25 protein-coding genes and 1 tRNA gene are annotated in these 26,959 nt (G+C 63.1%); 22 read left to right on the top strand and 4 right to left on the bottom strand.

Annotated features, from left to right (window positions below):
* The first annotated feature begins 124 nt into the window (after nt 1-124).
* The 5 genes from E8F20_RS26480 (at nt 125) to E8F20_RS26460 (ending at nt 2,986) form a co-directional block, all read left to right on the top strand.
* Nucleotides 125-200 (top strand) — tRNA-Glu (locus E8F20_RS26480).
* A gap of 181 nt (nt 201-381) precedes the next feature.
* Nucleotides 382-921, top strand: coding sequence for a TetR/AcrR family transcriptional regulator (locus E8F20_RS26475; RefSeq protein WP_280286391.1), 540 nt, complete (start codon nt 382-384; stop codon nt 919-921).
* A gap of 11 nt (nt 922-932) precedes the next feature.
* On the top strand, nt 933-1,775 hold the full coding sequence (locus tag E8F20_RS26470) for an alpha/beta fold hydrolase (protein ID WP_280286390.1): 843 nt from the start codon (nt 933-935) through the stop codon (nt 1,773-1,775).
* A 114-nt stretch (nt 1,776-1,889) separates the two neighbouring features.
* A complete protein-coding gene (locus E8F20_RS26465; protein WP_280286389.1) occupies nt 1,890-2,540 on the top strand; it encodes a bifunctional 4-hydroxy-2-oxoglutarate aldolase/2-dehydro-3-deoxy-phosphogluconate aldolase in 651 nt (216 codons plus the stop codon).
* The gene (locus tag E8F20_RS26460) at nt 2,537-2,986 is read left to right on the top strand and encodes a thioesterase family protein (protein WP_280286388.1); all 450 of its coding nucleotides are present in this window, start codon (nt 2,537-2,539) and stop codon (nt 2,984-2,986) included. Before E8F20_RS26465 ends, E8F20_RS26460 begins: the two co-directional genes overlap by 4 nt.
* A gap of 3 nt (nt 2,987-2,989) precedes the next feature.
* Here the strand turns inward: E8F20_RS26460 and E8F20_RS26455 are convergent, their stop codons facing one another.
* Nucleotides 2,990-3,382 carry a hypothetical protein gene (locus E8F20_RS26455; RefSeq protein ID WP_280286387.1) on the bottom strand — a complete coding sequence of 131 codons (393 nt, stop codon included), beginning with the start codon at nt 3,380-3,382 and terminating at the stop codon, nt 2,990-2,992.
* A 127-nt stretch (nt 3,383-3,509) separates the two neighbouring features.
* Here E8F20_RS26455 and E8F20_RS26450 point away from each other — a divergent pair, with 127 nt between their 5' ends.
* The gene (locus tag E8F20_RS26450) at nt 3,510-4,484 is read left to right on the top strand and encodes a tRNA-dihydrouridine synthase (protein WP_280286386.1); all 975 of its coding nucleotides are present in this window, start codon (nt 3,510-3,512) and stop codon (nt 4,482-4,484) included.
* A gap of 3 nt (nt 4,485-4,487) precedes the next feature.
* Here the strand turns inward: E8F20_RS26450 and E8F20_RS26445 are convergent, their stop codons facing one another.
* Nucleotides 4,488-5,234, bottom strand: a complete 747-nt coding sequence (locus tag E8F20_RS26445) for an SDR family oxidoreductase (RefSeq protein WP_280286385.1) — start codon at nt 5,232-5,234, stop codon at nt 4,488-4,490.
* A 112-nt stretch (nt 5,235-5,346) separates the two neighbouring features.
* On the opposite strand from E8F20_RS26445, the gene E8F20_RS26440 reads away from it, so the two are divergent.
* A complete protein-coding gene (locus E8F20_RS26440) occupies nt 5,347-5,793 on the top strand; it encodes an Hsp20 family protein (RefSeq protein ID WP_280286384.1) in 447 nt (148 codons plus the stop codon).
* A 56-nt stretch (nt 5,794-5,849) separates the two neighbouring features.
* On the opposite strand, the gene E8F20_RS26435 is transcribed toward E8F20_RS26440, so the two are convergent.
* A complete protein-coding gene (locus tag E8F20_RS26435; protein ID WP_280286383.1) occupies nt 5,850-9,530 on the bottom strand; it encodes a PAS domain S-box protein in 3,681 nt (1,226 codons plus the stop codon).
* A gap of 112 nt (nt 9,531-9,642) precedes the next feature.
* The gene (locus E8F20_RS26430) at nt 9,643-10,530 is read right to left on the bottom strand and encodes a LysR family transcriptional regulator (RefSeq protein ID WP_028631318.1); all 888 of its coding nucleotides are present in this window, start codon (nt 10,528-10,530) and stop codon (nt 9,643-9,645) included.
* Nucleotides 10,531-10,700: 170 nt separating this feature from the next.
* Here E8F20_RS26430 and leuC point away from each other — a divergent pair, with 170 nt between their 5' ends.
* The 15 genes from leuC (at nt 10,701) to purF (ending at nt 26,947) form a co-directional block, all read left to right on the top strand.
* A complete protein-coding gene (leuC, locus tag E8F20_RS26425; RefSeq protein ID WP_280286382.1) occupies nt 10,701-12,125 on the top strand; it encodes a 3-isopropylmalate dehydratase large subunit in 1,425 nt (474 codons plus the stop codon).
* Between the two features lie 15 nt (nt 12,126-12,140).
* A complete protein-coding gene (leuD, locus tag E8F20_RS26420; protein WP_280286381.1) occupies nt 12,141-12,785 on the top strand; it encodes a 3-isopropylmalate dehydratase small subunit in 645 nt (214 codons plus the stop codon).
* A 20-nt stretch (nt 12,786-12,805) separates the two neighbouring features.
* Nucleotides 12,806-13,570, top strand: coding sequence for a class I SAM-dependent methyltransferase (locus E8F20_RS26415; RefSeq protein ID WP_280286380.1), 765 nt, complete (start codon nt 12,806-12,808; stop codon nt 13,568-13,570).
* A gap of 42 nt (nt 13,571-13,612) precedes the next feature.
* The gene (gene leuB / locus E8F20_RS26410) at nt 13,613-14,695 is read left to right on the top strand and encodes a 3-isopropylmalate dehydrogenase (protein ID WP_280286379.1); all 1,083 of its coding nucleotides are present in this window, start codon (nt 13,613-13,615) and stop codon (nt 14,693-14,695) included.
* 57 nt (nt 14,696-14,752) lie between these two features.
* Nucleotides 14,753-15,865, top strand: coding sequence for an aspartate-semialdehyde dehydrogenase (gene asd / locus E8F20_RS26405; RefSeq protein WP_280286378.1), 1,113 nt, complete (start codon nt 14,753-14,755; stop codon nt 15,863-15,865).
* Nucleotides 15,866-15,975: 110 nt separating this feature from the next.
* The gene (locus tag E8F20_RS26400) at nt 15,976-17,004 is read left to right on the top strand and encodes an aspartate-semialdehyde dehydrogenase (protein ID WP_280286377.1); all 1,029 of its coding nucleotides are present in this window, start codon (nt 15,976-15,978) and stop codon (nt 17,002-17,004) included.
* A 142-nt stretch (nt 17,005-17,146) separates the two neighbouring features.
* The gene (locus tag E8F20_RS26395) at nt 17,147-20,074 is read left to right on the top strand and encodes a FimV/HubP family polar landmark protein (RefSeq protein ID WP_280286376.1); all 2,928 of its coding nucleotides are present in this window, start codon (nt 17,147-17,149) and stop codon (nt 20,072-20,074) included.
* Nucleotides 20,075-20,077: 3 nt separating this feature from the next.
* Complete coding sequence (gene truA / locus E8F20_RS26390; protein WP_280286375.1) at nt 20,078-20,938, top strand: tRNA pseudouridine(38-40) synthase TruA; 861 nt, start codon at nt 20,078-20,080, stop codon at nt 20,936-20,938.
* A 56-nt stretch (nt 20,939-20,994) separates the two neighbouring features.
* Nucleotides 20,995-21,612 (top strand): phosphoribosylanthranilate isomerase, encoded by a 618-nt coding sequence (locus E8F20_RS26385; protein WP_280286374.1) that lies wholly within the window; start codon nt 20,995-20,997, stop codon nt 21,610-21,612.
* 1 nt (nt 21,613) lies between these two features.
* Complete coding sequence (locus E8F20_RS26380) at nt 21,614-21,877, top strand: hypothetical protein (RefSeq protein ID WP_280286373.1); 264 nt, start codon at nt 21,614-21,616, stop codon at nt 21,875-21,877.
* A gap of 37 nt (nt 21,878-21,914) precedes the next feature.
* On the top strand, nt 21,915-22,787 hold the full coding sequence (gene accD, locus E8F20_RS26375) for an acetyl-CoA carboxylase, carboxyltransferase subunit beta (RefSeq protein ID WP_280286372.1): 873 nt from the start codon (nt 21,915-21,917) through the stop codon (nt 22,785-22,787).
* Nucleotides 22,784-24,070, top strand: coding sequence for a bifunctional tetrahydrofolate synthase/dihydrofolate synthase (gene folC / locus E8F20_RS26370; protein WP_280286371.1), 1,287 nt, complete (start codon nt 22,784-22,786; stop codon nt 24,068-24,070). Before accD ends, folC begins: the two co-directional genes overlap by 4 nt.
* A gap of 5 nt (nt 24,071-24,075) precedes the next feature.
* On the top strand, nt 24,076-24,744 hold the full coding sequence (locus tag E8F20_RS26365; RefSeq protein WP_280286370.1) for an SPOR domain-containing protein: 669 nt from the start codon (nt 24,076-24,078) through the stop codon (nt 24,742-24,744).
* A 95-nt stretch (nt 24,745-24,839) separates the two neighbouring features.
* On the top strand, nt 24,840-25,352 hold the full coding sequence (locus E8F20_RS26360; RefSeq protein ID WP_028631332.1) for a CvpA family protein: 513 nt from the start codon (nt 24,840-24,842) through the stop codon (nt 25,350-25,352).
* An 89-nt stretch (nt 25,353-25,441) separates the two neighbouring features.
* Nucleotides 25,442-26,947, top strand: coding sequence for an amidophosphoribosyltransferase (purF, locus tag E8F20_RS26355; RefSeq protein WP_028631333.1), 1,506 nt, complete (start codon nt 25,442-25,444; stop codon nt 26,945-26,947).
* Nucleotides 26,948-26,959: the final 12 nt, after the last annotated feature.

The raw sequence follows: 26,959 nt of genomic DNA, 5'->3' as shown, positions 1-26,959 counted from the left end.
CTGGGAGAGCGCTTGCATGGCATGCAAGAGGTCGACGGTTCGATCCCGTCTAGCTCCACCAAATCGATGCCTTGCGCATCACTCAGGGCCAGCCCAAGGGCTGGTCCTGCTGTTCGAAGGTTTTGTCCCCTTCGTCTAGTGGCCTAGGACACCGCCCTTTCACGGCGGTAACAGGGGTTCGAGTCCCCTAGGGGACGCCACTTTCAAGTTTCCCGCTCTGCGGGCTTTTCAAGGGTCATTCCAGTTTGGGATGGCCCTTTTGTTTTTCCGGCTTTCACAAACTTCCCACGATTCCTTCATGCCGACGAACGGTTAGGCAAGTGTCTTGCTAATTTGAATTACGAACATAATATTATATATGTAATTCAAATGGAGGCTGACATGAGCGAGAAGAAAGCCCAGACCCGAGAACGCATCCTGCAGGCAGCTGCTTCGGCCATGTTGCAGCGCGGCCCGCAGGAGCCCGGTGTGGCTGATGTGATGAGTGCCGCCGGGCTCACGGTGGGGGGCTTTTACGCCCACTTCGCTAGCAAAGACGCGCTGATGCTGGAGGTCTTCGAGCAACTGCTGCGCAGGCGACGGGATTTGATGGCTTTGCTCGACTCATCGTTACCAGGGGAGGAGCGCCGCGCTTTGGCTGCCAGTTTCTACCTGTCCCGCAAGCACCGTGATGCCACTCACTCCGGCTGCCCGTTGCCCAGCTCACTGGGTGCGCTGCCGCAATTGCCAGAGGCCTACCGGACGTTGCTAGCGGAGCATCTGGAGGTGCTGAGTGCCGAAATGTGCGACCGCCCCGAAGAAGCCGACAGGGCCCTTGCGGACCTTGCCTTGATGGTGGGTGGCCTAGCCCTGGCGCGCGCGTTGGGAGCTGGCGATCTGTCTGACCGAATACTGCGTGCGGCCAAGTCGGCCGTTATCTGAGGAGCCGAATCATGAACAGCCTGAGCCTGATCAGGGGAGTCCACGCCACGCTGGGTCGTGTGGCGCCACAAATGGTCGCCCGCCGTATGCGTCGCCAGTTCATGACGCCGCGCAACCTGCCGCCGCGGGAGTGGGAAATGCCGTTGCTCGGAAGCTCCGAGCGAATCACTCTGCGCTTTGGTCTGTCCGCCCTGCGTTGGGGGAGCGGTCCGACCGTACTGCTGATGCACGGCTGGGAGGGGCGCCCTACCCAGTTCGCCAGCCTGATTGAGGCCCTGGTCGCAGAAGGCTACGGCGTGGTGGCGCTGGATGGTCCGGCCCATGGCCACTCCCCGGGGCACGAAGCCAATGTGGTGCTCTTCGCGCGCGCTTTGCTGGAGGCTGCTGGCGAGCTGCCTCCGCTGCACGCGGTGATCGGTCATTCCATGGGCGGTGCAAGCGCCTTGCTGGCCAGCCAGATGGGGTTGCGCGCCAGGGCCTTGGTAAGCATTTCCGCCCCCAGTCGCATTCTCGGGCCGCTGCGTAGCTTCGCGCGATTCATGGGGCTGCCGCCGAAGGCTCGGGCGCATTTCGTCAGTCAGGTGGAAAGCCATGCGGGGATCCCTGTGGCGTACCTGGATGTACAGCGCTATCAGCTGGATATCCCAGGCCTGGTTGTGCATGCCGAGGATGATCCGGTGGTGCCGGCCAGTGACGCCCAGGTCATCCACGACGCCTGGTTCGACAGCCAGTTGCTGCGGCTGGAGCAAGGTGGTCATCAGCGCCTGCTGGCAGATGCTCGCCTGGTCAATGCAGTCTTGGGGCTGCTGGCTCAGGTCCGTGAGCCTCACATTGCGGAAGCAGCCGTGCAATGAAACTCGGCAGGGCTGGCAGGTGACCTGCCGTCAATGCTCTACTTCCAACGTTCACCGGCCCGGCGTGATCGCCTTCGGCACCGGCCTGGGAACTTTGCAAAGTGGAGAGCTGACATGAGCCTGACGATGGATGTGGTGTTGCAGCGGGCGCGCCCGGTTCTGCCTGTGCTGGTGATCGAGGATACCGGGCTGGCCCTGGATCTCGCGGGGGCGCTGAGTGCGGGTGGCGTCGAAGTGCTGGAGGTAACCTTGCGCACGCCGCGGGCGCTGGATGCACTGGCGGCAATCCGCAAGGAGTTTCCGGATCTGCTCGTGGGGGCCGGCACCCTGATCCATACCGAACAATTCATTGAGGCGCGCGATGCCGGGGCACAATTTGCCGTCAGCCCTGGCTGTACCGAACGCCTCGCCGCAGCCGCCGAGGATTCCGGCCTGCCGTACCTGCCCGGTGTGATGACCCCCTCCGAAGTGCTGTTGGCGCTGGAGTATGGCTACCGCTCGCTGAAGCTCTTCCCAGCCGATGGCAGCGGCAGCGTGAAAATGCTGAAAAGCCTCAAAGGCCCCTTCACCGGCATCCGTTTTTGCCCCACCGGCGGGGTGACCCCGGACAATCTGCTCAGCTTTCTGCGCCTGCCAAACGTGGCCTGCGTCGGCGGCACCTGGATCGCGCCGTCCAGCCTGATCCGCGCCCGCGCATGGGATCAGATCACCCAACTGGCCAGCGAAGCCCGTGAACTGGCCAGCAGCGTGGAGCTCAACTCATGAGCTGGGACATGCCCAACCCCTTCGTCATTGATATCAAGGTCGGTGCCGATGACATCGACGGCCTCGGTCATGCCAATAACGCCGTCTACGTAAGTTGGCTGGAGCGCTGCGCCTGGCGTCACTCCCAGAGCCTGGGGCTGGACCTCGCCGAGTATCGGCGGCTGGACCGGGCCATGGCAGTGTTGCGTCACGAAATCGATTATCTGGCCGCGGCCTACGAGGATCAGGAGCTGCAGATGGCCACCTGGATCGTGGAATCGGACCAGCGCCTGAAGATGGATCGTCGCTTCCAGCTGGTACGGCCGGATGATGGCACCACCTTGTTGAGGGCCAAGACCATCTTCGTCTGTATCGAGCTCTCCAGCGGCAGGCCTAAGCGCATGCCGACGGAATTCGTCGAAGGTTATGGGCGGGCGCTGCAGCCGCCATTCCCGCTTGAGCTCTGAGCCTCAGTCCGCCGCTGGTGCCAGAAACACCTCGTGCTGGCTCTGCACGATGCGCAAATGGCGGACTTCGCCGGGCTGGATGATGGTTGACTGCGGGCTGCCCGTGTACTGCCCGGCGCAGTAACCTGAACCTTTCTGCGCCACCCGCAGAGCGACCTCGCCGGCCGGCACCGGAATACTCACTGACTGGCCGGGCGCTATCTGCGCCACCAGCTCGTTCTGCACGTAAAGGTCGATGTCGCAGGCATTCGGGGCCTCCTCGTCACGGCTGATCAGCAGCTCGCCGATGGCGTCCGGCGTTGGCTGCCGAGCGGGCGACATGATCGCCTCGCTCGCGGCGAATACCGCAGTGGCGGCCAACGTAAGTGCGGCAAGGACGGGGACGAGCGAGTTCATCCGGGCAGTTCTCCTGCGCTGAATCGGTGGAGTTTCGACCACCAGTCCAGCCGGATGCTCCGTGGGATATTCGCCGTCCGTCATGCTGCGTAAACTACGCGCCTTTTATCCTGTGAGCCTGCCATCCATGCAAATCGCCCTGGCCCCCATGGAGGGGCTGGTCGACGAAATCCTTCGCGATGTGCTGACCCGTGTCGGCGGCATCGACTGGTGCGTGACCGAATTCATCCGGGTGTGCGATCGCCTGCTGGCGCCCAGCACCTTCGAGAAGTTGGCCCCCGAGCTGGCCCAGGGCGCGCGTACCCGCGCCGGCACGCCCATGCGTGTGCAGTTGCTGGGCTCCGATCCGGTTTGCCTGGGCGATAACGCCGCGTTCGCCTGTGCACTGGGGGCACCGGTCATCGACCTCAACTTTGGTTGCCCGGCCAAGACGGTTAACAAGTCCCGCGGCGGCGCCGTGCTGCTCAAAGAGCCGGAACTGCTTCATGCCATCGTCCGCGAGGTGCGCCGCGCCGTACCGACGGAGATTCCGGTGACGGCGAAGATGCGTCTCGGCTTCGACAGCCCGGATGGCGCGCTGGATTGCGCCCGGGCTCTTGCCGAGGGCGGGGCTGAGCAGATCGTGGTGCATGCCCGTACCAAGGCCGAAGGCTACAAGCCGCCGGCGCACTGGGAGTGGGTGGCCAGGGTGCAGGAAGCGGTCAGGGTACCGGTGTTCGCCAACGGCGAGGTCTGGACCCTGGATGACTGGCGCCGCTGCCGCGAGGTGAGTGGGGTGGAGGACATCATGTTGGGTCGCGGTCTGGTGTCTCGTCCCGACCTGGCTCGGCAGATCGCCGCCGCGCGGGCCGGCGAATCGGTGCGGGAAATGACCTGGGACGAACTCCAGCCCATGCTGCAGGACTTCTGGCGCCAGGCTCGCCGCAAGCTGGCACCGCGCTATGCACCGGGACGCCTGAAGCAATGGCTGGGCATGCTCACCCGCAGTTACCCCGAGGCGGTGGCGCTGTTCGCTGAGGTGCGCCGCGAGAACGATTGCGAGCGGATTGACGCATGGCTCGGGGTGCCCGATCTCCGCCGGGAGTGGGCCGAGGCCGGCTGACCCCTAGCGCCCGCCGGCTACGTCCAGCAGGGCGCCACTGGTATAGGAAGCCTCGTCGCTGGCCAGCCAGAGAATCGCGCTGGCCACTTCTTCCGCTTCGCCGCCGCGCCCCATGGGGACTGTCTGGCGAACGCGCTCGACCCGATCAGGTTCGCCACCGCTGGCATGGATTTCCGTGCGGATCACACCGGGGCGTACTGCGTTGACGCGAATCCCTTCGGCCGCCAGCTCCTTGGCCAGGCCTAGGGTCATGCTGTCGATGGCGCCCTTGGCCGCCGCATAGTCGATGTACTCGTTGGGTGCGCCAATACGCCCGGCGATGGAGGACAGGTTGACGATGGCGCCGCCCTGGCCGCCATGGCGAGTGGACATGCGCTTGATGGCCTCCCGTGCGCAAAGAAAGCTGCCGATCACGTTGGCCCGTAGCACCCGTTCGAAGCGGGTCACGTCCATGTCTTCCAGGCGCGTCTGGCGCTCCAGCATCCCGGCGTTATTCACCAGCACATCCAGCCGCCCGAACTCCCTGTCCAGGCGTTCGAACATTGCCAGTACCTGTGCTTCATCGCCGACGTCTGCTCGCAGGGCCAGCGCGCGGCCGCCAGCGGCCTCGATTTCATGCGCCAGTGCTTCAGCGGCTTCCCGCTGCTGCCGGTAGTTGATACCCACGGCGTAGCCGCGTTGGGCCGCGAGGCGGGCAGTGGCGGCGCCGATGCCGCGGCTGGCACCGGTGATGAGCATGACTTTCTGCATGGCGTTTCCTCTGGGGCTTGAAATGCTTTTGGGCGTCCCTATCTAGGGTACTGCGGGATGCCGAAGTCGGGTCTCGCACTCGAAACACTTGCTGATTACTCAGGAGATCAACATGAGCACTGCTTTTTCCCTCGCCCCCCTGTTCCGCCATTCCGTGGGCTTCGACCGTTTCAATGACCTGTTCGAATCCGCCCTGCGCAATGAGACTGGCAGCACTTATCCGCCCTACAACGTCGAGAAGCATGGCGATGACCAGTACCGCATCGTCATTGCGGTTGCCGGCTTCCAGGAAGAAGACCTGGAGCTCCAGGTGGAGCGCGGTGTACTGACCGTCGGTGGTGGCAAACGCGAGAAGAGCGACGAATCGGTGACCTACCTGCATCACGGCATCGCCCAGCGCGCCTTCAAGCTGTCCTTCCGCCTGGCCGACCACATCGAGGTCAAGGCTGCCGGCTTGCAGAGCGGCCTGCTGAACATCGACCTGGTGCGTGTAGTGCCCGAAGAAGCCAAGGCCAAGCGTATCCCGATCAACGGCCATCGCGCAGTGCTGGAAAACTGATCTCCCGACTACATGGGAAAAGAAGAGGGCGCCCGCGGGCGCCCTTTTTTCTTGCGTCAGAGCGGCACCGGCCGCTGCACGCTGTGGGCCAGTAGTGCGCGGAACTCCGTAAGCGGCACGGGCTTGCTATACAGGTAGCCTTGGTACAGGTGACAGCCCTGCTGCTCGAGGAAGGCCAGTTGTTCGCTGCGCTCCACGCCCTCGGCGATTATCTCCAGGCCCAGGCTGCGGGCCATGGCGACGATGGCGCGAATGATCTCCGCGTCATTTGGGTCCTGGGTGGCATCGCGGACGAAGGATTGGTCGATCTTCAGCGCATCCACCGGCAAGCGCTTGAGGTAGGTCAGGGACGAATAGCCTGTCCCGAAGTCATCCATGGCGAAACTCGTGCCCAGTTTCTTCAGGCGGCGCATCTTGCCGATGGTGTCCTCGATGTTCTGGATGACGATGCCTTCGGTGACCTCCAGTTTCAGCAGCTGGGCGGGTAGCTGGCTACGTTGCAGGCTGCGCTCGACCCGCTCGACGAAATCGCTTTGGCGAAACTGCCGGGGGCTGATGTTCACGCACAGGCTGAAGTCGCGGGCATCGACCAGCCGCGCGGCCACCAGCTGTTCGCAAGCGTTGCAGGCCTCGTCCAGCACCCAGGCGCCCACTTCCAGGATCAGGCCGCTTTCCTCCAGTACCTGGATGAACTGGCCGGGGGATTGTGGGCCCAGGGTCGGGTGTTGCCAGCGGAGCAGGGCTTCGGCCCCCACCACCCGATTGTTGCGCGCATCCACCTGGGGCTGGAAATGCAGTTCGAACTCGCCGCGGGCCAATGCCAGGCGCAGGTCGTTCTCCAGGCGCAGGCGCTCACTGGCCGCTGCCTGCATGGTGCTGCGGAAGATCTGGATGGCGTTGCGCCCGGAATCCTTGGCGCGGTAGAGGGCGATGTCGGCGCGCTTGAGCAGGTCCGCTGGGCTGGCACCGTGATCCGGAATCAGGGCGATGCCGATACTGGGGGTGACCTGCAGGCGGTGCCCGTCGAGCAGCATGGGTTCAGCCAGTAGTTTGCGGAGCTTGTCGGCGATCTCCCGTACCTGGCGAGTCACTTCTGAGCGCTTGCCTTCGAGGCCGGTCAGCAGCACCACGAATTCGTCGCCGCCAAGGCGCGCCACGGTGTCTTCCAGTCTCACGCTGGCTTCCAGGCGGGCGGTTACCATCTTCAGCACCGCATCGCCGAGGGGGTGACCGAGCGAGTCGTTAATGTGCTTGAAGTGGTCGAGGTCGAGGAAGAGCAGGGCACCGCGCATGTTGTGGCGCTGCAGAAGGGCGATCTGCTGGGTCAGGCGATCATTCAGCAACGCGCGGTTGGGCAGGTTTGTCAGCGGGTCGTGATAGGCCAGGTGCTGGATTTGCGCCTGGGCGTCCTTGAGGGCGCTGATGTCCCGCGCGGTAAGGAGCAGGCAGGGCGTGCCGTCAAGTTCGATCTGCTCCACCGAGACTTCCACTGCCTTCTGGCTGCCGTCGCGGTGTTGGCCGAGCATCTCCAGATGGTGCACGCGGCCATTGCGCTTGAGCAGGTCAAGCATATGATCGCGTTCGGCGGGGCGCGCCCAGATGTTCATCTCGCCGGCCGTGCGCCCCAGCACTTCGTCGGTGCGGTAGCCGGTCAGCCGGCTGAAGCCTTCATTGACCTCGATGTAACGGCCTGTGTCGCGTTCGGTGATGGTGATCGCGTCGGGGCTGGAGTGGAACGCTTTGGCGAACTTTTCCTGACTGGCCTTGAGCGCCGCCTCGGCCTGCTGGCGCGCGGTGATGTCGCGGAAGGTGGTGGTGATGCAAAGCTGGCGTTCGACGCGAATGAAGCGGCTCGACACCACGCAGGCCAACAGGCGGCCGTCGCGGGTCAGAAAACGGGCTTCGACGTTGTCCAGGCCCTGGTCGCGCAGCAGATCACTGAACAGTCTCGAGCGCTGTTCGGGATCGGCCCAGAACTGGATCGCTGGAGCACTGAGGCCCACGATCTGCTCGGGTTGCCAGCCGAACACATCGGTGAAGCTCGGGTTGATCTCGATGAACACGCCGTCGCGGATGCGCGAGACGCAGATAGGATCGGGGCTGGCCTGGAACAGGGTGACGAACTTCTCCTCCGACGCCGCCAGACGCTGTTCGCGGCGAACCCGCTCGCTGATGTCCATGAGGATGCCGGTCATGCGCAGGGGGCGGCCCAGGTCGTCGCGATAAAGCTTGGCGGTGCTTTCCAGGTAGTGCACTTCACCGTTGCTGAAGCGCGTGCGGTAGGTCACCTGGTACTCGTTGTTGCGACCCTCCAGCAGCTCCTGGTACGCGCGCCGCATGCTTTGCTGGTCTTCATCTGGAACGCAGACGAAGAAGTCGCGGAACTCGCCTTCGAAGGGTTCCTTGGCCAGGCCGTGCAAGGCCGATGCGCGGGCGGACCCGTAGAGCGTGCCATTGGTGATGTGCCAGTCCCAGGTGCCGAGGTCGGCCGATTCCAGTGCCAGGTTCAAGCGCTCCTGGCTGTCCTTCAGGGCCTGTTCCTGGGCGCGTTGGCGGGTGACGTCGCGAACCGTCAGTACCAGACAGGTGCGGCCGTCCAGCTCGATCTCCTCGCCGTAGAGCAGGCAGATGGCGCGGCTGCCATCGCGGCGCTTCAGGTTTACCTCGAGTTCGTCGAGGCGACCGTGGCGTTGCAGGGTGTCCAGCATCTCCTGGCGTTGCGCCGGGTCTTCCCAGATGCCCAGTTCCAGAGAGCTGTGACCGATGGTTTCGCCCTGGTTCCAGCCGAATTGGCGTTCGAAGCCGGTATTGATCTCCAGGAAGCGGCCGCTGGTGCGATCGGTGATCACAACTGCGTCGGGCGAGCTGCGGAAGGCCTTGGCGAACTTTTCCTCGCTAATGCGCAGGGCGTTTTCGGCACGTTTGCGCTCGGTGGTGTCGAGGAAGGTGCTGATCAGGTAGGGCTGGCCCTCCAGTTCGATGTACTGGCTGGAGAGCACGCCGTCGAGGATGCTGCCATTGCGGGCGCGCAGCCTGACTTCCTGGGAAATTGGCGCTTTGCTGGCGCGGGCGTTGCGGTGCAGCCACTCGCGTTGGCTCAAGTCCTCCCAGAAACCCAGTTCCAGGGTTGTGCGACCGATGGTTTCCGCGGCCGGCCAGCCCAGCACATCCTCGAAATGCTGGTTGGCCTCGACGATCAGACTGTCGGCCAGTCTGACCAGTAGCACCACGTCTGGACTCAGGTGAAACAGGCTGGAGTAGCGCTGCTTGGAGTTGATCAGGTCCTGGGCGCGTTGCTGCTGCTGGGTGACATCGCGGATCACGCCGATCATCCGCCGCTTGCCTTCAGTCAGGGGTTGCAGGCTGCCGCTGATCTCGAGCCAGTGCAGGCTGCCATCGGGCCAGCGGATACGGTGGCGCATGGCGCGTTCGGCTTGTCGGCCTTCGAGCACTTCCTGGAACAGGCGCAGCACCTCGCCGCGATCGTCTTCGGGGATCAGTTGGGCGTAATCCACCGGTTCGCTGAGCGGCCGATGCGGATCGAGGCCGAACAAGGCCTGGGCGCCACGGGACCAACTGACCCGGCCGGAATCGATATCCCAGGACCAGGCGCCCAGCCGGGCACCGTTCAGCGCGGCCAGCAGGCTGGAGGCGTCTTGCCAGGATTGCTCGAAGGCAGCGGGGTCGAGGGCAGGGATATGGGGGAACGGGGGACTCGGATCACTGGCTTTGCGCATGCGCGCCCCTTACCGACGATAGGGCAGATGTTCGGGTCGGTGAACGGCGAGTGGTTCTTCGCGCCTTCCCGACCCTGTTCTTATGGTGTGCGGCTCAACTTAGCCTTTGCCTTTACAGGTACGCAAGGTTGTCGCGCTGCGCGTCGAGCAGCGCCATGAAAGCTTTGGCAGCGTTGGAGAGGGTGCGCTCGGTGTGCAGGATGTAGCCCAGCTGGCGTGACAGCTGGATGTCCTGCAGGGGCAGGCGCACCACGGAGTCGTCAAGCATGGTACGCGGCAGCACGCTCCAGGCGATGCCGATGGAGACCATCATCTTGATGGTCTCCATGTAGTTGGTACTCATGGCGATGTTCGGCATCAGACCCTCCGCCTCGAACATGCGGCGGACGATGTGGTGGGTGAAGGTGTTGCCGCCGGGGAACACCGCCGGGTGCCGCGCCACATCCGGAAGGAAGATGGTCTTGTCACGGGCCAGGGGGTGTTCCGGCGCGGCAACGAAGTCCAGTGGGTCGTTCCACACCGGCACCGCCTGGACCGGTAGCGCGGTCTCAGGCGCCAGGGTGATCACAGCCAGTTCCACGCGACCGTGGAGGATTTCCTCGTAGGCCACTTCCGAGTCGAGGAACTGGATGTCCAGGGCGACCTGCGGATAAGCGCGGGTAAAGGCGCGCAGCAGCGGTGGCAGGCGATGCAGGCCGATGTGATGGCTGGTGGCCAGGGTCAGACGACCGCTGATGTCGCCGGAGAGGTTGCTCAAGGCGCGGCGGGTGTCGTCCAGTACGTTGAGGATCTGGTAAGCGCGGGGGAGCAGGGCACGGCCGGCTTCGGTCAGGCTGACTTCGCGGCCGAGGCGGTCGAACAGGCGCACGCTGAGTTGCTGTTCCAGCGAGGCAATGCGCTTGCTCACCGCAGGCTGGGTCAGGTGCAGGCGCTCACCCGCTTCGGAGAAGCTGCCGGTTTCGGCGATGGCGATGAAAGCATTGAGGCTGGCCAAATCCATATCTGGACTCCGTGGGTTGCTGGCGCCGGTAGTATCCGCATTCCTCGATGGAATGCTTTAAATAAAAAATATGAATTTGAGTTATTCGATGCAAGCCCCTACGATCGTCCCCACAAGCAAAAGGGGCTTACGACCCCTGCGCACAGAAGCAAGCTGATGAGGACCTGACGATGGCCGGCAAGACGCTCTACGACAAGCTCTGGGATGCTCACGAGGTGAAGCGCCGCGACGATGGTTCGTCGCTGATCTACATCGACCGTCACATCCTTCACGAAGTGACCTCGCCGCAGGCCTTCGAAGGGCTGCGTCTGGCGGGTCGCAAGCCGTGGCGCATCGATGCCAACATCGCCACCCCGGACCATAACGTGCCGACTACTCGGGCCGAGCGCCAGGGCGGCCTCGAAGCCATCGCCGACGAAGTGTCGCGTATTCAGGTCAAGACCCTGGACGAGAACTGCGATGACTTCGGCATCCTCGAGTTCAAGATGAACGATGTGCGCCAGGGCATCGTCCACGTGGTTGGCCCGGAGCAGGGCGCCACCCTCCCGGGCATGACCGTGGTCTGCGGCGACTCCCATACCTCCACCCACGGTGCTTTCGGCGCGCTGGCCCACGGCATCGGCACCTCCGAGGTCGAGCACGTGCTGGCGACCCAGTGCCTGGTGGCGAAGAAGATGAAGAACATGCAAGTGCGCGTAGAGGGCAAGCTGCCCTCCGGCGTCACCGCGAAGGACATCGTGCTCGCCGTGATCGGCAAGATTGGCACTGCCGGCGGCAACGGTCATGCCCTGGAGTTCGCCGGCAGCGCCATTCGCGATCTCTCTGTCGAAGGCCGCATGACCATTTGCAACATGTCCATCGAGGCGGGTGCCCGCGTCGGTCTGGTGGCCGTGGACGAAAAGACCATCGCCTACGTCGAAGGCCGCCCCTTCGCACCCAAGGGCGCAGACTGGGACAAGGCCGTGGTCGCCTGGCGTGATCTGGTGTCCGATGCCGACGCGCATTTCGACACTGTCGTCGAGCTGCGCGCCGAAGACATCAAGCCGCAGGTGAGCTGGGGCACGTCGCCTGAGATGGTGTTGCCGGTCGACCAACGTGTGCCGGACCCGGCCGCAGAAGCTGATCCGGTCAAGCGTGGCTCCATCGAGCGCGCCCTGAAGTACATGGGGCTTGCCGCCAACCAGGCCATTACCGATATCCAGTTGGACCGCGTGTTCATTGGTTCCTGCACCAACTCGCGCATCGAAGACCTGCGTGCCGCCGCCGAAGTGGCCAAGGGGCGCAAGGTCGCCTCCACCGTCAAGCAGGCGCTGGTGGTGCCGGGCTCGGGCCTGGTCAAGCAACAGGCCGAACAGGAGGGGCTGGACAAGATCTTCATCGAGGCAGGCTTCGAATGGCGTGAGCCGGGCTGCTCCATGTGCCTGGCCATGAACCCGGACCGCCTGGAGAGCGGCGAGCACTGCGCGTCCACCTCCAACCGCAACTTCGAAGGCCGTCAGGGCGCTGGTGGTCGTACCCACTTGGTCAGCCCGGCCATGGCCGCCGCCGCTGCGGTGACTGGTCGTTTCGTCGATGTTCGCGAGCTGCTCAAGTAAGGAAGGAGAGTCGAGATGAAAGCCTTTACCCAACACACCGGTCTCGTCGCTCCGCTGGATCGCGCCAACGTCGACACCGACCAGATCATTCCCAAGCAATTCCTCAAGTCGATCAAGCGTTCGGGCTTTGGTCCCAATCTGTTCGACGAGTGGCGCTACCTGGATGTCGGCCAGCCGAACCAGGACAACTCCACACGTCCGGTGAACAAGGATTTCGTGCTGAACTTCCCGCGCTACCAAGGCGCCAGCGTGCTCCTTGCCCGCGAGAACTTCGGCTGTGGCTCCTCCCGTGAGCACGCGCCCTGGGCGCTGGACGAGTACGGCTTCCGCGCCATCATCGCGCCGAGCTACGCCGACATCTTCTTCAACAACAGCTTCAAGAACGGCCTTCTGCCGATCATCCTGAAAGATGAGGAAGTCGACGAACTCTTCCAGCAGTGCGAGTCCACCGAGGGCTATCAGCTGACGGTCGACTTGGCCGCGCAGACCGTGACTCGTCCGGACGGCAAGCAGTACAGCTTCGAAGTGGACGCCTTCCGCAAGCATTGCCTGCTCAATGGCCTGGACGATATCGGCCTGACCCTGCAGGACGCTGAAGCGATCAAGGTCTTCGAAGAGAAGCACCGCCAGGGCAACCCCTGGCTGTTCCGCGACGCCTGAACAGCACACCGGAGGATGACGTGAGCGACAACGCCCATGAGCAGGTGGTCCAGCGCCAGTTTGGTGAGCGGGCCAGCGCCTATCTGAGCAGTGCCGTGCATGCCCAGGGCACAGAATTTGCCCAACTGCAGGCCGAGGTAGCGGGATGTGGCGATGCCCGCGTCCTCGACCTCGGCTGTGGCGCCGGGCACGTGGCCTTCCAGGTTGCGCCGTTGGTGGGCGAAGTAGTGGCGTACGACCTGTCCGAGCAGATGCTCGATGTTGTTGCGAGCGCCGCTGCCCAGCGTGGACACGGCAATGTGGTGACTCAACAGGGCGCGGCCGAGTCGCTGCCCTTTGCCGATGGCAGCTTCGACTTCGTCTTCAGTCGCTATTCTGCGCACCACTGGAGCGACCTTGGCCTGGCCCTGCGCGAAGTGCGTCGAGTCCTGAAGCCGGGTGGCGTGGCGGCCTTCATCGATGTGGCGTCACCCGGGAAAGCGCTGCTGGATACCCACCTGCAAACGGTGGAAGTGCTGCGTGATACCAGCCATGTGCGAAATTACTCGCCTGCCGAGTGGTTGTGCCAGGTGGCCGAGGCGGGGTTGCGACCCCGCAGTCATGCGCGCCAGCGGTTGCGTCTGGAGTTCGCCTCGTGGATCGAGCGTATGCGGACGCCGGAGGTGTTCCGCGACGCGATCCTGGCGTTGCAGCAGGCCGTCGGAAACGAGGTTCGCGATTATTTCGAGATTGCCGCTGATGGCTCCTTCAGCACGGATGTCCTGGTGCTCTGGGCTGAACGCTAGAACGAATTGCATGGCGCGGAGAGCGCCTAACGAGAGGAAAGCATGAGCAAGCAGATTCTGATTCTCCCTGGTGACGGCATTGGTCCGGAGATCATGGCCGAGGCCGTCAAGGTGCTGGAGCTGGCCAATGACAAGTTCCAGCTCGGTTTCGAGCTGACTGAGGATGTCATCGGCGGTGCCGCCATCGACAAGCACGGGGTGCCTCTGGCCGACGAAACCCTGGAGCGTGCGCGCAAGGCCGATGCCGTACTGCTGGGCGCCGTGGGCGGCCCGAAGTGGGACAAGATCGAGCGTGACATCCGTCCGGAGCGTGGTCTGCTGAAGATCCGTTCGCAGCTGGGCCTGTTCGCCAACCTGCGACCGGCCATCCTCTATCCGCAACTGGCCGAGGCCTCCAGCCTCAAGCCGGAAGTGGTCGCTGGTCTGGATATCCTCATTGTTCGTGAGCTGACCGGCGGCATCTATTTCGGCCAGCCCCGCGAGCAGCGCGTGCTGGAAAATGGCGAGCGTCAGGCCTACGACACCCTGCCGTACAGCGAGAGCGAGATTCGCCGCATTGCCCGTGTCGGCTTTGACATGGCGCGCGTGCGCAACAGGAAACTGTGTTCGGTGGACAAGGCAAACGTGCTGGCGTCCAGCCAGCTGTGGCGCGAAGTCGTGGAAGAAGTGGCCAAGGATTATCCGGACGTCGAACTCAGCCACATGTACGTCGACAATGCCGCCATGCAGCTGGTACGGGCACCCAAGCAATTCGACGTAATGGTTACCGACAACATGTTCGGCGACATCCTGTCGGATGAGGCTTCCATGCTCACCGGTTCCATCGGCATGCTGCCTTCTGCCTCGTTGGATTCGAACAACAAAGGCATGTACGAACCCTGCCATGGCTCGGCGCCGGACATCGCCGGCCAGGGCATCGCCAACCCGCTGGCGACCATACTCTCCGTATCGATGATGCTCCGCTACAGCTTCAACCAGACAGCTGCCGCCGACGCTATCGAGAAGGCCGTCAGCCTGGTGCTGGATCAGGGGCTGCGGACCGGCGATATCTACTCCGCCGGTGCGACCAAGGTCGGTACCCGTGAGATGGGCGATGCAGTGGTAGCAGCACTGCAGAATCTGTAATCTGTCCGGCCCGCTGGGAGTCCAGCGGACCACTTTTTCAAGAAAGGTGTAGTTGTCATGAAGCGTGTAGGTCTGATCGGTTGGCGCGGCATGGTGGGTTCCGTGCTCATGCAGCGAATGCTGGAAGAGCGGGATTTCGACCTGATCGAGCCGGTGTTCTTCACCACTTCCAACGTCGGTGGCCAGGGTCCCGCGGTCGGCAAGGATATTGCCCCGCTGAAGGACGCCTACAGCATTGACGAGCTGAAGAGCCTCGATGTGATCCTGACCTGCCAAGGTGGCGACTACACCAATGAGGTGTTCCCCAAGCTGCGCGAAGCCGGTTGGCAAGGCTACTGGATCGATGCCGCGTCCAGCCTGCGCATGCAGGATGACGCGGTGATCGTTCTCGATCCGGTGAACCGCAAGGTCATCGACCAGCAACTGGATGCCGGCACCAAGAACTACATCGGTGGCAACTGCACCGTCAGCCTGATGCTGATGGCGCTTGGCGGCCTGTTCGAAGCTGGTCTGGTCGAGTGGATGAGTGCCATGACCTACCAGGCGGCCTCCGGTGCCGGCGCGCAGAACATGCGCGAACTGATCAAGCAGATGGGCGCCATCAACGGTGCCGTTGCCGATGACCTGGCCAATCCGTCCAGCGCTATCCTCGATATCGACCGCAAGGTGGCTGAGGCCATGCGCGGCGAAGATTTCCCCGCCGAGAACTTTGGTGTACCCCTGGCTGGCAGCCTGATTCCCTGGATCGACAAGGAACTGCCCAACGGCCAGAGCCGCGAAGAATGGAAAGGCCAGGCCGAGACCAACAAGATTCTCGGTCGCTTCAAGAGCCCAATCCCGGTCGATGGCATCTGCGTACGCATCGGTGCCATGCGTTGCCACAGCCAGGCGCTGACCATCAAGCTGAACAAAGATGTGCCGATCGCGGACATCGAAGGCATGATCAGCCAGCACAACCCCTGGGTGAAGCTCGTGCCGAACCAGCGTGAAATCAGCATGCGCGAGCTGACCCCGACTGCCGTGACTGGCACCCTCAGCGTTCCCGTCGGCCGTCTGCGTAAGCTCAACATGGGTTCGCAGTACCTCGGTGCCTTCACCGTTGGTGACCAGCTGCTCTGGGGTGCCGCCGAGCCACTGCGCCGGATGCTGCGTATCCTGCTGGAGCGTTGATGGTCTCCTGGGGTGCCGATGAGGCTCGTCGGTAACCCCAGCCCCTCGATTGCGTGAGTGCGGGGTGGCAGTTACAGTGCCGCTCCCCGCATCGCCATAAGTAGTTCCCCATGAGCCAGTCCCTCGACATCGCCATCATCGGCGCCACCGGCACCATTGGTGAAACCCTCGTCCAGCTCCTTGAGGAGCGGGAGTTCCCAGTCGGCAACCTTCATCTGCTTGCCAGTGGCGAATCCGCCGGTGCTTCTGTGCCATTCAAGGGGCGCAATCTACGAGTGCGCGACGTCGCCGATTTTGATTTTTCCCAGGTCCGTCTGGCGTTCTTTGCTGCTGGCGAGGCGGTGACCTGCAGTTTTGTTCCGCGTGCGCGCGCCGTTGGCTGCTCGCTGATCGATCTGTCCGGCGCCCTTGATCCCCTGGAGGCCCCAAGCCTGGTACCCGAAGCCAATCCGGAACTGCTCGCCGGGCTGTCTGCGCCTTACCAGCTGACCAGTCCCAGCGCCCCAGCGGTTGCCCTGGCGTGCGTGCTGGCGCCGCTCAGGGACTTGCTAAAGCCACAGCGCCTCAGCGTGATGGCGAGTCTTGCCGTCTCTAGTCGCGGTCGCGAAGGCGTCGCCGAACTGGCTCGCCAGACCGCGGAGCTGCTGAATGCGCGTCCGCTGGAGCCGCGCTTCTTCGATCGCCAGATCGCCTTCAATATCCTGGCCCAAGCCGGTGCGCCGGATGCCCAGGGACACATCGCCCTGGAGCGGCGCCTGGTCAGTGAGATCAAACAATTACTCGGCGAGCCTGACCTGCGTGTCGCCGCTACATGCGCATTGGCCCCGGTCTTTTTTGGTGACAGCCTGGCCGTCTCCGTGGTGGCCGAGCAGCAGCTGGATCTGACTGCTGTGCGTGAGCGTCTGAGTCAGGCGCCGGGTGTCGAGTTGGTGGAAGAAGAGGGCGACTATCCGACCGCTGTCGGCGACGCAGTAGGGCAGGATTCGGTATATGTAGGACGGGTTCGCGGTGGGGTGGATGACCCTTGCGAACTCAATTTGTGGATTGCTTCAGATAATGCAAGAAAAGGCGCTGCGCTCAATGCTGTGCAGTCGGCCGAGTTGTTGATAAAACACTATCTGTCAAAGATACTTACCTGAAAATTTGTAGAAATATTCTAGCTTGACAATACTGGCTTGGCCTTATCGTTGATGGGGAGCCGCCGATCCGGCGTGCGCAGGCAGCGACTTAAGACCTTCCTCTCGCTTAGCGGGAAAAAAGATAAAACAAGGGAATCACTCTATGGTTCGGGTTCGCAAACTTGTGCTGGCAATCGCGGCTGCATCCGCGCTGACTTCGGGTGTCGCCAACGCCCTCGGGCTTGGGGAAGTCACCCTGCGCTCTTCCTTGAACCAGCCCCTGGATGCGGAGATCGAGCTGCTTGAGGTGCGTGACCTGGCCTCGGCCGAAGTCAAGCCGAATCTGGCGGCAGCCGAGGAGTTCTCCAAGGCAGGCGTCGATCGTCAGTACTTCCTGCAGGACCTCAAGTTCACCCCGGTGATCAAGCCTAACGGCCGCAGCGTTATCCGGGTGACTTCCAGCAAGCCGGTCCGCGAACCCTATCTGAATTTCCTGGTCGAGGTGCTCTGGCCCAATGGCCGTCTGCTGCGTGAATACACGCTGCTCCTCGATCCGCCGCTTTATTCGCCTCAGGCCGCCGCTGCTGCTGCGCCGAAGATTCCCGTAGCCGCGCCGGCTCCGGCGCCGCGTTCTGTGGTCGCCCCTGCACCTGCGCCGGTCCGTACCGCTCCGGCGGCTGCCGCTGCGCCGCGCCCAAGTGCACCGACCCCGGCTCCGGCCCCGGCTCCCAAGGCTCCAACTGACCAGTACCGCACCACGTCTAGTGACACGCTCTGGGAAATTGCCGAGCGCAGCCGCGCCAGTGGCTCGGTGCATCAGGCCATGCTGGCCATCCAGGACCTGAATCCGGATGCCTTCGTCGATGGCAACATCAATCGGCTGAAGAGTGGCCAGGTGCTGCGTTTGCCCGATGAGAAGCAGATCGCCAGTCGCACTCAGGCCGAGGCCATCGCCCAGGTTCAGACGCAGAACACCGCTTGGCGTGAGGGCCGCAGTCTGGCAGGAGAGGGTAAGCGCCAGCTTGACGCCACCAAGCGCAGTAACACCGGTGCCGCACCCGAGAAAGTCGATACCCAGGACAACCTCCGGCTGGTGTCGGCTGCCAGCGGCAAGGCCTCCAGCGGTAGCGACAAGGGGGCCAACGGTGAAAGCAAGGCGCTCAGCGACAAGCTGGCCGTGACTCAGGAAAGCCTGGACTCGACCCGTCGCGAGAACGAAGAACTCAAGGGGCGCATGACCGATCTGCAGAGCCAGATGGATAAGTTGCAGCGCCTGATCCAGCTCAAGGACGACCAGCTTGCCAAGCTGCAGGCTGATATGGCCGGCCAAGGCAAGCAAGCACCAGCCGCTCCGGTAGCCGCTGCTCCGGCTCAGCCGGCCAAACCCGCCACTGTGCCTGCCCAACCGACTGCACCTGCACCTGCACCTGCCCCGGCTGCCGCAGCACCTGCTACACCTGCGGCACCTGGCGCTGCTGCGCCTGCTCCGGCCGCTACTCAACCTGCCGCCCCTGTCCAGGCCCAGCCAGCCGCTCCTGCCCAGCCCGCGGCGCCGGCCGCCACGCAGCCGGCCAAGCCGGCAGAGCCCGCCAAACCCGCCGCTCCGGTCAAGCCGGTACAGACCGCCCCGGCCGCGCCGGTGGTCGAGCCGCCGCAGTCCAGCATCATCGATGACGTGCTGGCAAATCCCATGCTTCTTCTGCTGGCTGGCGGTAGCGCCCTCGTAGCTCTGCTGGTGCTGCTGATGGTGCTGTCGCGCCGTAACGCACTGAAAGAGGCCGAGTTGCAGAACGGTCTCGCCGCGCAGGACGATGAAAACAGCTTTGGCAGCGATCTCGATCTGAAAGATGACAGCTTCGCCGCGTTCGACAGCCCTGAGCTGGACTCCGCTGTTGCTGATGTGCCGGAAGCGGCTCCGGCCAAGGCGCAAGAGCGTGTCACCGCGCAGACCGGCGATGTGATCAGCGAAGCCGACATCTATATCGCCTATGGCCGCTTCAACCAGGCTGCCGAACTGCTGCAGAACGCCATCAACGACGAGCCTCAGCGCAGCGATCTTCGTCTGAAACTGATGGAGGTCTATGCCGAACTGGGTGATCGCGAAGGCTTCGCGCGCCAGGAGGGTGAGCTCCGCGAAATCGGCGGGGCGGGTGGCGAGATCGAGCAACTGAAAGGCAAGTACCCGGCTATGGCAGTCGCCGCTGTTGCCGCGACCGCAGCCGCGGGTCTGGCTAGCGCTGATGATCTGGACAGCTTCAGCCTCGATGACCTGACCCTGGATGACGACCCGGCGACTGCTCCGGCAGCCGTTGGTGGCGATCTGGATGACGCATTCGACCTGAGCCTGGATGACCTGGGCTCCGATCTGGATCTCGACCTCGCGGACGAGAAACCGGCCAGCATTCAGCCGGCCGCTGCGCCGACCAATGAGTTGAGCCTGGACGATCTGGAGTTCGACGCTCCGGCTACGCCGGCCAAGGTCGAGAGCGACCTGGATTTCGATCTTGATATCGACGGCAGCGACGAACTGCTGACCGGCGACGAGAGCCTGGAGCTCAGCGATGACCTGGCTGATTTCAGCCTCGATCTGGAGCCCACGGCGCAGCCTAAGAGCGCCGATGAGGATGAGTTCCTGCTCAGCCTGGACGGCGACCTCGATGCGCCCCTGGCCGCTGAAGAGCCTGTGTCTGCTGTGGAAGAAGCGAGCGCTGGCCTGCTTGACCTGCCGGCAGACTTCGACCTCTCCCTGCCCGAAGAGCCGACTGTCGAACCGCTGGCGGACAACGACAGCTTCGCTGCCCAGCTGAACGAAGTGACTGCCGAGCTGGATCAGCTCTCCGACAGCCTTCAGCAGACGCCAGAGCCGGTTGCCGTGCTGGAAGACGAAGTATCGAACCTGGGTCTGGAAGAGGAAGACGATTTCGACTTCCTCTCCGGTACCGACGAAACTGCGACCAAACTGGACCTGGCTCGCGCCTATATCGACATGGGTGACACCGAAGGTGCTCGCGACATCCTCGACGAGGTAATGTCCGAGGGGAATGACACCCAGCAACAGGAAGCGCGCGAACTGATCGCACGTCTCAGCTGATAGATGACTCAAGCAGTACCCGCAGCGGCAGCCGAAGTGGCTGCCGCTGGCATTTTCAGAATCGCCCTCGGTGTTGAGTACAAAGGCTCCCGCTACCGTGGCTTCCAACGCCAGCGCGCCGGCGTGCCTTCGATCCAGGAGTCCCTCGAAACGGCGCTGAGCCGGGTGGCAGGCGGAGCGCCCGTGACGCTGTCATGTGCCGGCCGAACCGATGCCATGGTGCATGCCAGCGGTCAGGTCGTGCACTTCGATACGCCAGTGGTGCGTTCGATGCATGCCTGGGTCATGGGCGCGAACATGAATTTACCTGGCGATATCAGCGTCACCTGGGCCAAGGAAATGCCCAAGACTTTCGATGCCCGCTTCAGTGCGATGGCTCGGCGTTATCGCTATGTGATCTACAACGACCCGATTCGTCCGGCTCACATGGCCGAGGAAGTGACCTGGAACCATCGCCCGCTGGATTTCGAGCGGATGCGCGAGGCGGCCCGTTGCCTGGTCGGGACCCATGATTTCAGCGCCTTTCGTGCTAGGCAGTGTCAGGCGAAATCGCCCATCAAGACCGTGCATCACCTGGAACTGATCGAGCATGGCCGCCTGATCGTGCTGGATATCCGTGCCAGCGCATTCCTTCACCATATGGTGCGCAACATCTCCGGAGTGCTGATGACCATTGGTGCCGGTGAGCGGCCTGTCGAGTGGGCCAGGCAGGTATTGGAAGGCCGCATTCGCCGCGAGGGAGGTGTAACCGCGCATCCCTATGGGCTCTATCTGGTGCAGGTCGAATACCCGGAAGAGTTCGAGCTTCCTCAGCGTTACCTGGGCCCGCACTTTCTTTCCGGTCTGCCGGAAACGGTGGGCTGACGCTGCGTCTGGCCTTTGCTAACATCCTCGGTCTTTAGTCTTCAGGTGCCTGCATCTTGTCAGCCGTTCGCATCAAAATCTGCGGTATTACTCGAATCGAGGACGCTTTGGCTGCCGTCGCCGCCGGGGCCGATGCCATAGGTTTTGTGTTCTACGCGAAGAGCCCGCGAGCGGTGACTCCGGCCCAGGCCAGAGCCATCGTCGCTGCGCTGCCGCCTTTCGTGACCACTGTCGGGCTCTTCGTCGACATGCCGCGGGCGGAGTTGACGCAGGTGCTGGCCGAGGTCCCGCTGGACCTGCTGCAGTTCCATGGCGATGAAAGTCCCGAGGCCTGTGCAGGTTACGGCCGACCCTACATCAAGGCGCTAAGAGTCAAGCCGGGTGACGACATCGCCGCGGCTATCTCCTCTTATCCCGAAGCGTCCGGCATCCTTCTCGACACGTTTGTCCAAGGAACTCCCGGCGGCACCGGTGAAGCCTTCGACTGGGGGCTGGTGCCCCAGATTGCGGCAAAGCCTCTGATCCTCGCGGGCGGCCTGACCCCTGAGAACGTCGGTGAGGCGGTGCGTCAGGTGCGGCCGTATGCCGTTGATGTGAGTGGTGGCGTCGAGGCCTGCAAGGGCATCAAGGACGCTGCGAAGATTCAAGCCTTCATCCAGCAGGCACGAGCCTGAAATGCATATTGTGGAAACTTTCGCGTACTCGCCCGCTGGCGCGTCTCCTGCATATGTGACGGACGGCGTTTCGCTGCCGTCCATAAGCGAGTTGCCCAGGCAGGAGAAGTCTGTCGGGTCGCGTGGCAAGGCTGCGTCGATCGGGCCTGTTTTTTACGAGAGCGGTGGCAAGGCCATCGCCAGGGTGATACCCGGGCACATCATGCGCGCCGGGATCGCAACCATGAATTCGCTCAAGGGCATGCGCGGGGCTATGAACCGCTAGCGCGTGTTCGGGCCTGAAAGCTGTGGAGAACTAGAGCATGAGCAACTGGCTGGTAGACAAACTGATCCCTTCGATCATGCGTTCCGAGGTGAAGAAGAGCTCGGTCCCGGAAGGCCTCTGGCACAAGTGCCCGTCGTGCGACGCGGTGCTTTACAAGCCCGAACTGGAAAAGACGCTGGACGTCTGCCCGAAATGCAACCATCACATGCGCATTGGTGCGCGCGCCCGCCTGGATATCTTCCTTGATCCGGAAGGCCGCGAAGAAATCGGCGCCGATCTGGAGCCGGTGGACCGCCTCAAGTTCCGTGACAGCAAGAAGTACAAGGACCGCCTGGCGTCCGCGCAGAAGGACACCGGGGAGAAGGATGCGCTCATCTCCATGCGCGGCACCCTGCACAAAATGCCGATCGTGGCCTGCGCCTTCGAGTTCTCTTTCATGGGTGGCTCCATGGGTGCCATCGTCGGCGAGCGCTTCGTGCGCGCCGCAAACGTTGCTCTGGAGCAGCGCTGCCCGCTGGTCTGCTTCTCCGCCTCCGGCGGCGCCCGTATGCAGGAAGCCCTGATCTCCCTGATGCAAATGGCCAAAACTTCTGCGGCCCTGGCCCGCCTGCGCGAAGAGGGCATTCCCTTCATTTCCGTGCTGACCGACCCGGTTTATGGCGGTGTTTCCGCCAGCCTGGCAATGCTCGGCGATGTGATCGTCGGTGAGCCGCGCGCCCTGATCGGCTTCGCCGGTCCGCGTGTGATCGAGCAAACCGTGCGCGAGAAACTGCCGGAAGGCTTCCAGCGCAGCGAGTTCCTGCTGGAGCACGGTGCCATTGACATGATCATTCCCCGCGCGGAACTGCGAGAGCGCCTTGGTCGGCTGCTGGCGCAGATGCAGCGCCTACCTTCCCCGGCTATCGCATGACGCAGAGAACCCTTGCCGACTGGCTTTCGTACCTTGAGCAGCTTCACCCCACGGCAATTGACATGGGGTTGGAGCGCAGTCGTGAAGTTGCCAATCGGCTCGGTCTGAGCCGGTTGGCGCCCAAGGTGATTACGGTCACGGGCACCAACGGCAAGGGTTCCACCTGCGCATTCCTGGCCGCGCTGCTGCGCGCCCAGGGGCTGAAGGTCGGCGTATACAGTTCGCCGCACCTGTTGCGCTACAACGAGCGAGTGCTGCTGAACGGTCAGGAAGCTTCTGACCGGGCACTCTGCGATGCCTTCGCTGCTGTCGAAGCGGCGCGTGGCAATATTTCCCTCACCTATTTCGAGATGGGTACCCTGGCAGCCTTCTGGCTGTTCCAGCGCGCGGGCCTGGACGCCGTAGTGCTGGAGGTTGGCCTGGGCGGGCGCCTGGATGCCGTCAATCTGGTGGATGCTGACCTGGCGCTGGTAACCAGTATTGGCCTGGATCACGCCGATTGGCTCGGTGACACCCGGGAGAGCGTGGCCTTCGAGAAAGCGGGCATCTTCCGAGCGGGCAAACCGGCCCTCTGCGGCGACCTGAACCCGCCGCAGCCGCTGCTGGAGCAGGCAAATGCGCTGCCAGCGCCGCTGTTCCTGCGGGGGCGTGACTTCGATCTGGCCATTGGCGAAGGGGGCTGGCATTGGCGGGGCGCGTGCGCGTCTGGTCAGGTGCTGGAATTGCACGACCTTCCTTTGCTCGATCTGCCCATGGAGAACGCTGCCCTGGCGCTCCAGGCCTATGCACTGCTGGGTATGCCTTGGCAGCCGGAAGTCCTGCAGGCTGCGTTGTTGGGCACCAAGGTCACTGGGCGTCTGGATCGCCGCTATGTCGACTGGCGCGGCAAGCGGGTTTCCCTGTTGCTGGATGTCGGCCACAACCCTCATGCAGCCGAGTATCTCTCTGCACGCCTGGCTGCGCGCCCCATTGCCGGCCGTCGACTGGCGGTGTTCGGGCTTCTTGCCGACAAGGATCTCCCTGGCGTCATCAGCGCTCTGGTGGCGTGCTTGACCCATTGGGCAGTGGCGCCGTTGCCGACGCTGCGCAGTCGTCCAGCTTCCGAACTGCAGGCGGCATTGACGAACCTTCACGCAAGCGTCAGTGTCCACGAAAGTATCGCCGCAGCACTTGAATCGCAGTGTGAGCAGGCGACACCGGATGACGAGATTCTGGTGTTTGGATCGTTTTACAGCGTGGCTGAGGCTCTGAGCTGGCTGGAAAGCCTCGCAACGGGGGACTAGGGGAAATGGCTGTATTGGACAAGGGACTCAAGCAACGTATCGTCGGCGCATTGGTGCTGGTGGCGCTGGCGGTGATCTTCCTGCCCATGTTGTTCAGTCGCGAGGATGAGCTGCGTCAGGTCGTGGTCGAGGCGCCTCCTATGCCCAAGGCGCCGGACATGCCGCCAGTGGAGTTGGAACAGGTTCAGGTGCCCGAGCCCCAGGCGCTGCCCCAGGAGCCGGTCCCGCCGCTGGAGCCAACTGGCGATGCGCTGGCCTCGGATGTGTCTGCGGCTCAGGATGCTGCCCCGGTAGCGCCCGCTCCACCAGCGGCCCCTGCCGTTCCAGTTCCCGCGCCCGCGCAACCACAAGTGCAGGCAAAAGCGCCAGCACCCAGCCCGGCGCCGCCTGTGGCCCAGGTCAAGACCGAAGAGAAGCGTCTGGACGTCAACGGCCTGCCGGTAAGTTGGTCCATCCAGCTCGCCAGCTTGTCGAGTCGTAGCAGTGCCGAGAACTTGCAGAAGAACCTGCGTACTCAGGGCTACAACGCCTATATCCGCAGCGTCGAAGGCATGAATCGAGTCTTCGTTGGGCCGGTGATCGAGCGTGCCGAGGCCAATCGCCTGCGTGACCAGCTCGCCCGTCAGCAGAAATTGAATGGTTTCATCGTCCGTTTCCAGCCTGAAAAAGGCTGATAGAGCAGGATAATTAAGCCCTTTCTGATCCGCGGGTTACCGGAGCTGAAGGGCTCTGCTAAAATGCAGCGCCTTTTCAGTTTGTGGGCTGCACTGTGGCATTTACCTGGGTCGATTGGACGATCATCGCCATCATCGCCGTTTCCAGTCTGGTCAGTTTGAGTCGGGGCTTCGTCAAGGAGGCTCTCTCGCTGCTCACATGGATTGTCGCAGGCGTAGTCGCCTGGACATTCGGCGGCGCCCTGTCGCTGCACCTCACAGAATTCATCGAAATGCCATCGGCGCGCATCATCGCCGCATGCGCCATTCTCTTCGTCGCCACCTTGCTGGTGGGCGCCTTGATCAATTTCCTGATCGGCGAGTTGGTCAGGGTTACCGGTATGGACGGCACCGATCGCGTTCTGGGCATGGCCTTCGGCGCCGCCCGTGGCGCGCTGCTGGTGGTGCTGCTGGTCGGCCTGCTCAGCCTGGCACCGGTGCAGCAGGATCCCTGGTGGCAGCAATCCACGCTGTTGCCGCATTTTCTAATGGTTGCCGATTGGTCGAAGAACCTCATTCTGGGCTTCACCAGTCAGTGGCTCGCGAGCGGAATCAGCTCACCCAGCTGATTCGTCGCACCCGGAAGCATGCCCGCCCGCGCCCAAACGGCCTGGACGGGCTATTGATTAGCCTGAACTACTAGCAGGGGTTGCGTCACATGTGTGGCATCGTCGGTATCGTCGGTAAGTCGAACGTCAATCAGGCGCTGTATGACGCGCTTACCGTACTTCAGCATCGCGGCCAGGACGCTGCCGGTATTGTGACCAGCCACGACGGCCGGCTCTTTCTGCGCAAGGACAACGGCCTGGTTCGTGATGTCTTCCAGCAGCGCCATATGCAGCGCCTGGTGGGCAGCATGGGTATCGGCCATGTGCGCTATCCCACCGCTGGCTCCTCCAGCTCCGCCGAGGCGCAGCCGTTCTACGTCAACTCGCCTTACGGCATTACCCTGGCGCACAACGGCAACCTGACCAACGTCGAGCAACTGGCCAAGGAAATCTACGAGTCCGATCTGCGCCACGTGAACACCAACTCCGACTCGGAAGTGCTGCTCAACGTGTTCGCTCACGAGCTGGCCCACCGCGGCAAGCTGCAGCCCACCGAGGAAGACGTATTCGCCGCGGTTTCCGGCGTACATGCGCGCTGCAAGGGCGGTTACGCCGTGGTGGCCATGATCACCGGCTACGGCATCGTCGGCTTTCGTGATCCCCATGCCATCCGCCCGATCGTGTTCGGCCAGCGTCATACCGACGAAGGTGTCGAGTACATGATCGCCTCCGAGAGTGTTGCCCTGGACGTACTGGGTTTCACCCTGATTCGTGACCTGGCGCCAGGCGAGGCGGTGTACATCACAGAAGAAGGCAAGCTGTTCACCCGTCAGTGCGCTGCCGACCCGCAATACGCTCCCTGCATTTTCGAGCACGTTTACCTGGCACGCCCGGACTCGATCATGGATGGCATCTCCGTCTACAAGGCACGACTGCGCATGGGCGAGAAGCTGGCCGAGAAGATCCAGCGCGAGCGTCCCGACCACGACATCGATGTGGTGATCCCGATCCCGGACACCAGCCGTACCGCGGCCCTGGAACTCGCCAACCACCTGGGCGTGAAGTTCCGTGAAGGCTTCGTGAAGAACCGCTACATCGGCCGTACCTTCATCATGCCGGGCCAGGCTGCGCGCAAGAAATCCGTGCGCCAGAAGCTCAATGCCATCGAACTGGAGTTTCGCGGCAAGAACGTAATGCTGGTGGACGACTCCATCGTGCGTGGCACCACCTGCAAGCAGATTATCCAGATGGCCCGTGAAGCCGGTGCCAAGAACGTCTATTTCTGCTCGGCGGCCCCGGCGGTGCGCTACCCGAACGTCTACGGCATCGATATGCCCAGCGCGCACGAGCTGATCGCCCACAACCGGTCCACCGAGGAAGTGGCTGAGCTGATCGGCGCCGATTGGCTGGTCTACCAGGACCTGCCGGACCTGATCGACGCTGTTGGTGGTGGCAAGGTGAAGATCGACCACTTCGACTGCGCGGTGTTCGACGGCAAGTACATCACGGGTGATGTCGACGAGCATTACCTGAACAAGATCGAGCAGGCGCGCAACGACGCGTCCAAGGCGAAGGCCCACGCGGTCAGCGCCATCATCGATCTGTACAACAACTGAGCCACGGATAGC

Source organism: Pseudomonas sp. BN415 (assembly GCF_029871195.1).
Taxonomy (GTDB): Bacteria; Pseudomonadota; Gammaproteobacteria; order Pseudomonadales; family Pseudomonadaceae; genus Metapseudomonas; species Metapseudomonas resinovorans.
This window is presented reverse-complemented; position numbering and strand designations above follow the sequence as displayed.